Source organism: Nostoc sp. UIC 10630 (genome assembly GCF_010747425.1).
In the GTDB taxonomy this organism is placed as follows: domain Bacteria; phylum Cyanobacteriota; class Cyanobacteriia; order Cyanobacteriales; family Nostocaceae; genus Nostoc.
The window spans coordinates 1-8,944 of the sequence record NZ_JAAGOG010000270.1; the positions used below are offsets into that span (position 1 = coordinate 1).

6 protein-coding genes are annotated in these 8,944 nt (G+C 38.0%); 3 read left to right on the forward strand and 3 right to left on the reverse strand.

Annotated features, from left to right (window positions below; translation table 11 throughout):
• Positions 1 to 602 precede the first annotated feature (602 nt).
• On the reverse strand, positions 603 to 1,028 hold the full coding sequence (locus G1O98_RS34435) for a nucleoside deaminase (protein WP_163938211.1): 426 nt from the start codon (positions 1,026 to 1,028) through the stop codon (positions 603 to 605).
• A gap of 88 nt (positions 1,029 to 1,116) precedes the next feature.
• On the opposite strand from G1O98_RS34435, the gene G1O98_RS34440 reads away from it, so the two are divergent.
• The 3 genes from G1O98_RS34440 (at position 1,117) to G1O98_RS34450 (ending at position 5,606) form a co-directional block, all read left to right on the forward strand.
• Positions 1,117 to 1,908: an ion transporter gene (locus G1O98_RS34440; protein ID WP_163938214.1), complete on the forward strand. Its 792-nt coding sequence runs from the start codon at positions 1,117 to 1,119 to the stop codon at positions 1,906 to 1,908.
• 84 nt (positions 1,909 to 1,992) lie between these two features.
• Positions 1,993 to 2,880 (forward strand): S-formylglutathione hydrolase, encoded by an 888-nt coding sequence (gene fghA / locus G1O98_RS34445; RefSeq protein WP_163938218.1) that lies wholly within the window; start codon positions 1,993 to 1,995, stop codon positions 2,878 to 2,880.
• Between the two features lie 287 nt (positions 2,881 to 3,167).
• Positions 3,168 to 5,606 carry a hypothetical protein gene (locus G1O98_RS34450; protein ID WP_163938221.1) on the forward strand — a complete coding sequence of 813 codons (2,439 nt, stop codon included), beginning with the start codon at positions 3,168 to 3,170 and terminating at the stop codon, positions 5,604 to 5,606.
• Positions 5,607 to 5,686: 80 nt separating this feature from the next.
• Here the strand turns inward: G1O98_RS34450 and G1O98_RS34455 are convergent, their stop codons facing one another.
• The gene (locus G1O98_RS34455) at positions 5,687 to 7,903 is read right to left on the reverse strand and encodes an FUSC family protein (protein ID WP_163938224.1); all 2,217 of its coding nucleotides are present in this window, start codon (positions 7,901 to 7,903) and stop codon (positions 5,687 to 5,689) included.
• 428 nt (positions 7,904 to 8,331) lie between these two features.
• The coding region (locus tag G1O98_RS34460; protein ID WP_163938227.1) for an S-layer homology domain-containing protein at positions 8,332 to 8,944 on the reverse strand (613 nt) is incomplete at its 5' end.

The following is an 8,944-nucleotide window of genomic DNA, read 5'->3' on the forward strand; positions in this document are numbered from 1 at the left end:
TGGTGATCCACTCACAGAATCGATCCCATACGTTGGCGCTTGAGCGCTGTTGTAAGGTTGTTGTCATTGTTTTATAAGTGCGGTTAGTGATTTATGAATCAGGCAATTTCGTTTTCGCCTGTGAATACACTTTACAATGCTTTACAATTTTTAATCAACTATTTCACTTTTGTAAACCTGATGGAACTCATCAGTTTTACTTATCAACAGCCCAAGTTACGAGCAAGCGAGAGGATTTGATTTCAAATGAATTTCCGCGATTGCTTGCCCAAATCTGCAATATTGCGGTTACTTATACTATTTCTATATGAAGCTGCACAAAACCAACCTTGATAAGGCAAGGAGCTGAAGCCGCTTATATACCAATACGCTTGGGTTAAGACTAAAAGCTAAAACTGGCGTATGTTGGGTTTCGTTCCTCAACTCAACCTTGTATCTTAGAAGAAGTGTTAGACCGTCCCAAGCGTATTGGCTTATATACAACCTTATATATAACGGTGTTGGGGACAAAAAATATTCCAACCAATACCCATAACGACTTTGAAGAAAGTTGCTACAATGATTTGCACTTAACCTAATGAAAAAGCTAAATGTGTTGTAGTTTATTTAAATAACTCCAAACATTCATTTTTTAAAATGCCTTTGGTAACTTTGATGCTTCTAAATGATTTAGCTATTACCTCTTCACAAGATAGATTAATTTGTGATTGATTTATCGAGATTAAGTCTTGAATTGAAGCACCATATACAATTTCAGATAAACCACTCCAAACACAAGCAGTTGCACACATTGGACAAGGTTCGCAAGTTGTATATATACTATAACCTTCTAAAAAATGGTTTTTAAGTTTAGCTGTTAAACTACGAATAACGTTGATTTCAGCATGGGCTGATGGATCGTTGTCTCTGATAACAGTATTATGAGCTACGGCAACAACTTCATTATCTTTAACAATCACAGCACCGTAAGGTGTATCTCCTTCTTTTGCTTGCGCCAAAGCTAAACCCATAAAATATTCTGGAATCATAGAAAGTGAGGTTAATATAAGGATAGTGATTAATAATATCGTATTTCTGATGCTATAAGTGGGAATTAAAATTATTTAATAGTCGAATATGTTATTGAGCAGACAAGAAACAGAATTCTACTTAAAAGACCTAGAAACACCAATAGGTAAGGCAATTAATTTAACACTTGCCGCTTTGGTACTATTATCATCAGGAATTTTTGTCGCAGAAACTTATAATATTCCTGATTTTGTGCGATTTGAATTACATCTAGTCGATACTGCGATCGTCATCATATTCGCGGTGGAATATTTACTCCGTTTGTGGAGTGCAGAAAACAAAATTCAGTATATTTTTAGCTTTTATTCGATTATTGACCTAATGGCAATTTTGCCATTCTTTATAGGGATGGTTGATATTAGCTTTATCCGGCTACTGCGATGGTTTCGGATTTTACGATTAATCAGATTTATAGATAGAAGATTTTTATTCGCTACTATCAGCACTGAAGATGGCATGATCTTTGCGCGAATATTATTTACATTATTCGCAATTGTTTTTATTTATTCTGGCTTAATCTATCAAGTAGAGCATCCGGTTAATCCTCAAAATTACGGGACATTTTTAGATGCATTCTATTTCTCTGTTGTCACAATGACAACTGTGGGATTTGGTGATGTTATTCCAATTTCTGAATTAGGACGTTTGCTAACGGTATTGATGATTTTCACAGGAATTGCACTGATTCCCTGGCAAGTGGGGGATTTAATTAAGCAAGTTGTGAAAACTGCTAATCAGGTAGAAATGGTTTGTTCCAACTGTGAATTGGCTTTCCATGATATAGATGCTGGGTTTTGTAAAAGGTGCGGGACTAAGTTACCTAGTCACAGGGTTGATTGAAATGCGATGCCTACGGCGGGCGGGTACGCCATCGCCTAGGGCGGTATATAGTGCTAATTACCGGGTACTTCGAGAATATAGTCAATGCCTAACGTCAACGTCATTTCAGAATATAAAAGCTTTGGTGGCAAACTCGGCTTTTACAGTCATTTCTCCTCAACCTGTAATGGTGAAATGCGTTTTGCTGTTTATCAACCACCACAAGCAACTCATAAACTTGCGCCAATTCTTTATTTCCTCTCTGGGTTGACTTGCACGGAAGAGAATTTTATGGTGAAGGCGGGGGGAGTGCAACGCTTTGCGGCTGAGTACGGCTTGATGCTGGTTGCACCAGATACCAGTCCGCGTAATACTGGCATTGCAGGCGAGGATGATGACTGGGACTTTGGTACAGGTGCAGGCTTTTATGTTGATGCCACAGAAGAACCGTGGCGTAAAAACTACCAAATGTATAGTTATGTTGTCCACGAACTACCTGCTTTGATTAACGCAAATTTCCCCACCCAACCTGAAAAACAAGGTATTTTCGGTCATTCAATGGGGGGACACGGGGCGCTTGTCTGTGCAATGAGAAACCCAGAACTTTACAAATCAGTATCAGCCTTTGCACCTATCACTGCACCTATGCGTTGTCCTTGGGGACAAAAGGCTTTTGGTGGTTATCTTGGCAAAAATCAAGAAAGTTGGCGTGCTTATGATGCTAGTGAATTAGTCAAACAAGTAGGATATCACAGTTCAATTCTTATTGACCAAGGGACTGCTGATAAATTTTTAGCAGAACAATTACTACCGGAAGTGTTTGAAAAAGCTTGTGCAGATGTTAAGCAGCCCCTAAACTTGCGTTACCAAGAAGGCTATGACCACAGTTATTATTTCATCGCCAGTTTTATTGAAGATCATATTCGCCACCATGCGTTCGCTTTATTGATTACAGCAGTTTTTATCTATTTAAACCCCACGTTTCTATTTTGATTTTTGAACAAGAATACGAGAAAATGGGGAACCGGAATCAAATTCCCCCAATTTATAGGGGGATTTAGCAGAATCTAAAGCTTTTGATACCGACAAGAGGACTTTTCAAACATCCTCTAAAAGAGCAGTTATGGTTCACACAATTATTGCACCCCATCTCTTAATCCTTTCTAGGATCAAGGGGCATTCTTGGCGTTTAATAAGTAGTTAAGCAGGCATAATATTTAGTGAAACGGCGATACATGACAGATATATAATTAGTTGAGCTTTATTTTTGAGCAATAAATATGAATGATTTTGTGCCTCCTCAGAGGAGAAAAGACTATATCATCCTCTTAATAATTTGGTTAATAGCATTAGCTATAGATAGAACTTGGTTTTTATTAGATAATTCGATTCCATCCTACGATCAAAGCGCACATTTAACGACAGCATTACATCATTATAGAATTTTTCAAAACTTTAATATCTTGTCAGGAAATTGGTGGTTATCTCTGTGGCAATTAACTCCAAGTTATCGCGCTCCTTTTTTATATATTTGCACCGTACCATTCTTGATGTTGTTTGGGCGTGGATATGACCAGGCAAGCTTGGTCAACTTATTATATACTGCAATGATTATACTTTCAGTGTATCATTTAGGTAACTTTTTATTTAAAAACCGAAAAACTAGCATAACTGCCAGCGTATTTTGTTTATTATTTCCTATTTTAGGAATGATACGGACAGATTATTTATTAGATTATGGGCTAACAGCAATTGTTATAGTAACTTTCACAATTTTGACAATTTGGAAAGATAGTTATGTTGGGTTTTTATCATGGGGTTTAACTATCATATTGGGTATAGGTATAGGTTTAATATTGTTGACTAAACCTACAGGATTTATTTTTATTTTAGTTCCTAGTATTTGGACGTTAATTACTTTTATTAGAAAACGTCAATTCATCAAGCTAATACAAACTTGCTTATCTTTGATGATAGCTTGGTTAATTTGTGGTTTTTGGTATAGCTTAAATTGGTTAACAATTATTACATCGGCATTAAACGCTAACCAGGTCGGCAAAGGAGAAGGCGACCCTTCGTCCACAACTATTGCTGGATGGTTGTTTTATCCAAAGATGATCCCAGAAAGCGTTGGTTTACCAATATTATCTGTAAGTATTGGTATTTTATTGGTTTATCTTATTAAATATAAATTTACTAATGATTTAATTCCCGGATCTCTCCATAAATCCGCTCGAATATGGTTATTAGTTACCTTAGTCAGTAGCTATATAATTTGTACTTTGGGTACAAATAAAGACATTAGATTTATTCTGCCATGCTTCCCTATAATTAGTTTAATATTAGCGGATTTATTTAACTTAATTGAAAATATATATTTTGATAGGCTGAGACTAGCAACTCTGGTATTAAGTAGTATATTGTTAGTCAATAATTTGTTTCCCTTACCCCTAATTCAAGTATGGGGTGGTAAACATTTCCCTAATAATGATGGCAACAAATATCCATTGGATCAACTTATAAATAAAATTATTGAAACAAATATATATTTAAGATCAACTTTAGGGGTAATTCCTGTTTCTACACCTCAGGTAAATGAGTTTACTTTAGATTCTTTTGGCGCGTTAGCAGATTTCCGCGTATATGGTAGAAAATTCACATATAATTTATCTCAGGTAGAGGAAGATTTACAATATTTTTCTTGGTATGTCACTAGAGATAATGAACCAAACCAACCAGGAGACAGTGGAGAGATTAAACGGAAATTAAACTCTTTAGTTAAATCTTCTACTGATTTGAAATTACAGGGCGATTGGATATTGCCTAATGGAGATAAACTTCGATTATATAACCGCAAGAATCCTTATGTACTTGTTCAAAAAATCAGCAATACTGAGTCTGGAATTAATCTAGAAAGGGTTGCGATTCCTCAACAATTAATTTTAGATAAAAATAACCCAGTAACATATCAGATAACAGGTTCATGGGATGATTTGCAAAATGGTATTTTACTATTAAAATGGCAAAATAGCCAATCATCTTGGGATCACGATCATGCCATTGGCTTGGGAAATTTATACTGTGGTATCAAATGTCATCCTGAAGGAACTTTCCAGGTGAAAGAAGCCTTAGCCACATTTATTCCGAAAACGTTACCAGTAGGAAAATATAAATTATCAGCACTATATTTAGATAGAAGAACCAATAAAGTCACATCTTTAAATATTCCAGATATTACTGTAGATGTAACAAATGTAGGAACAGGAGAAAAATCTCCACCTCTAGATTTCGTTACTCGAACTTCACAACTAGCACAAGAGTTACAACAAGGTAAATTAAATAATATATTTGCACAGATAGATAATTTCAATCTATACGATCCTACTCAAGATTATTTAAAACAGATTGGATTTGCGGCTAATTATCATCTGCAAAGAGAGCCAAATAACTTAAATTGGCGTTACACTCTAGTCTTATCACAACTTTTACAGCGCCAAGTTCCAGAATTAATCCAAAATTTAATAGAATTAACTAAATATGATTCTCAAAATCCTTACATATATCTTTATTTAGCTGTTGTTTATTTGTATGACTTTCAACCTGCACAAGCAGAACAAAAATTAGCGATCGCAGAACAATTAAAACCAGATGTCCCAGAATTAAAAACTTTAAAGAAAGTAACAAATATTATGAAATTTCTGCCATTAATCCATTTTTAAAAGATCAGCAAGGAACAAAATAATATAGCAGTCTTATTTGATTTTGGAAAAATAGGGACTTGCAAAGAAAAAAATGCGCTTTATTTCGTGGAAATTAGCCGTTCCATCGCTGAGTGCATAGCAGTTAACCGGCGGACAATCTGATCGATCTCCAAATCTAATATGCTGTAATCAATGACTGCTTGACGAACGGGTGTATGTCCTTGATTGACAGCTAGCTCTTGTATTCGGGCTGTACGCAGTGCTTGCAAGTGCGGTTGGATTTTTTGCAGCGTTTCTTCCAAGCCAGGTAAGGGTGGTGGGGTAATTTCCAGTTGTACTGAATCAGCTAACTGCTCTAACATTAGCGAAACTTGGCGGACAAAAGTTTCTAATTCCGGCAGTGGCACTGTTCCTCGAAAATGTTCGAGATGTACTGCCAAAACTGTCACGGAGTTAGTAAAACGTCCCATGTACACCAACAGCGTCATCACTGGTTCTACCAATTCTTTGGGCATTTGGGGTTCGCGCAGCAATCCTTGAAATGAGGCTTGAGCATTGCCAATTGCCAATCCCGTTTGTCGCCGTTGACTGATAATGTTGGAGTCATGCTCTTTTGTTCCCTGGTAAACAGCCATCACATCCCAAAAGTACTTGTGGCATTCTCGCAGTGCAGTGGCGAGTTGACTGGGTAAGCGATCGCGTTCCCGATTTGGCAATATAAAGTAATGGCTTGCAAAAGCCAATCCCGCCCCAATTAATGTATTCAAGACCCGAAAGCCAGCAAATTGCCAACCAATGGGATTACCAATATCGATAATCAGTAAGACAAATATTGATAAGAAAATCACCGAATACCCATAGTTGACACTGATTAGGGAAATGCCAAAAAATACTGTCAGCAAGATGATGATGTCTAATACAGTCTTACTGGTGATGGTTGCGACTAGGACAGCTGCTAACACGGCTCCCAAGATTGTCCCGCCAACTCGCTGAAAAAACCTCTGGAAAGTTGCGCCCAAGTTCGGTTTGAGGACTAGGATGCTTGTTAGTGTTACCCAATACCCCATTGGTAAATTAGTAATGCTGTATAAGATTACGCCTAGAGTGAGAGTTACACTAATGCGGAGAGCATGACGAAAGATTGCTGAGTCTAAGGTAAGGTTGTCTTTGAGTAAACTTAAGAGCGATCGCTGTTCATCTTCAACTACAAGAAGTTTATCTATATCTCGGCGACTTATCTTGTTATGTTCTACCAGAGATTTAACTGTCTGAGCCGTATATTGCAACTGCTTGATCAGTTTTTCTATCATCAGCACCAGGTTAGTGAAAGCAACGAGGGTTGTGTAGTCTGTCTCACTCCCAGCAATTGCTTTTCTTTGCAGACTTTCTTGTTCCTTTAGTGCTTCATAAATGCGATTGAGATTTCCCAAATCGATGCTAGCAGGCTTGCGAGATATGACTTTCGCTATGGCTTGCAGAATGACTGATATTTGTTCGAGTGCATCGTCTACTAATTGCTGAACTGCGTGATATTGCTGTTGTTGAAAGTGTGTTTCTAGTAACTCTGTTAAGGCAATAACTGAGCCAAGCAAGCGATCGCCATCCTGAATTAGTACCAATAACTGCTCATCCATCCAACTCCGAGCCGGTTTTCCAATCCGTCCAGTACCTAAAGTAGTCCGTGCTGTCTCTAATGCCTGTCTAATTTCGAGAATATTTTCAGGTGTTGTCACTTTACCAACAAATGCCTGAATGTATTTGGCAATTCCACTGAAGCAATCAGCCAAAGCCATCCTTAGTGGGTCATAAGGTCTAAAAGGCCACATTACTAAAGAAAGTAACATCGCCCATCCACCTGCAATTAGACATAGCAGCGATCGCATAAGTGCGGCTTCCAGATTTCCTGGCTGTGCGATCGTGGAGATAAATGATACCCCTACAACCAGACCGACATTTGCACCAGCGTTACCATACATCGACGCAAAACCTGAAGCAAGTCCCCAGAGAAATGTCAGTACTACAGATAATCCTAGAATTTTAGCGACCAGAGTACCCACAAATACTGAAACAGCCATTCCCAAAGTAGCAGCCACCATCGCCTTTGCTTTAATCTGGTAAGGGCCACCAACATTTGCTAAGTTGACAAAGTAAGCCATTAAACCGACAAATAATCCGCTTTCCCTTTGGTTGATGAGTTGCCCAATTAGCATCGGAACCCCCAACGCTAATGCAGCTCGCAAGCCGTTGGATATTGCTGGTTTTCCTGGCTCTGGCTGGATCAGAGACCTGAGAAAATTACTTCGATTCAACTGCATTGTTTTTGTTAACAAAACAAAATTTTTATTTGGATTTTTTTAATATTTTTATATATTTAGATTTATTCTAATTCATCGTGGGCAAGTGAGAGCTTTTCCAGAAAGTGAATATTAGAATGCACCTTTTGTTACTTTATCATTGACAGAATGATTGCTAACTAAGCTTCACAGGTGTATGTCCCAGAGATTGCTAAGGCTGTATAACCAATTTGAGCCAAAGTTATGCTTTAGATAATTTGAAGTGACCCGAATAATTTGCCCTCATTCGAGTAGAAACTAAAAACGGCATTTTTTGAAATTAAGTATGAATTTGATCTGTCTCTAATTTAAAACCATTTTTTAGGGGCAATTCATGTAACTGCGAATGCGTCTACATGAATTGCCCCTAAAAAAATCATCCGATTGTGCAAAATAAATTAGTTGAACAATCAAGCAGTCAGAATATAAGGCGAGTCGATCGCCGCTACACGACCAGCATCTACCAAAGCTTGGTATACCATTGCCGCTACCTCAGCGCGTGTAGCATCACGGGTAGGATTAAGTTGTTTGAGGTTCGGGTGATTGACAATAATCTCCTTGCTTATAGCTTTCACTACTTCATCCTTGGCATATTCAGGAATTTTGGCTTGATCATCGAAAGCTTTAATAGATGCTGTACCGTCAGTAGATAGGCCCAACCCATTGACTAGAGAGACAATCACTTGCACGCGCTGAATATTTTTGTTCGGGCCGAAAGTATTGTCAGGAAAACCAGAGAGAAATAAACCTTGATATGCCTGCTGAATAACCTTAGATGCCCAGAAATCTGCGGGTACATCTTTGAATTTCACCACGGGGCGGTTTGGCGATGGGTTGAAAGCTTTTACCAATAATGCGGCGTATTGTGCCCGTGTCATCGTAGCATCGGGTTTAAATGTGCGATCGGGAAAACCATTAACTATCCCCAATTTGACTAATTCCCGAATAAACCCACCTGCCCAATGATTACTAATATCGGTTAATTCGATAGTTGGTGTGGGGGTTGGGGTTGGTGTCGGTGTT

Excerpts from the sequence above, each read along its gene's own strand:
- G1O98_RS34450 (WP_163938221.1), top strand. The coding sequence starts at position 3,168 with ATGAATGATTTTGTGCCTCCTCAGAGGAGAAAAGACTATATCATCCTC.
- G1O98_RS34440 (WP_163938214.1), top strand. The coding sequence starts at position 1,117 with ATGTTATTGAGCAGACAAGAAACAGAATTCTACTTAAAAGACCTAGAA.
- G1O98_RS34435 (WP_163938211.1), bottom strand. The coding sequence starts at position 1,028 with ATGATTCCAGAATATTTTATGGGTTTAGCTTTGGCGCAAGCAAAAGAA.
- fghA (WP_163938218.1), top strand. The coding sequence starts at position 1,993 with ATGCCTAACGTCAACGTCATTTCAGAATATAAAAGCTTTGGTGGCAAA.
- G1O98_RS34455 (WP_163938224.1), bottom strand. The coding sequence starts at position 7,903 with ATGCAGTTGAATCGAAGTAATTTTCTCAGGTCTCTGATCCAGCCAGAG.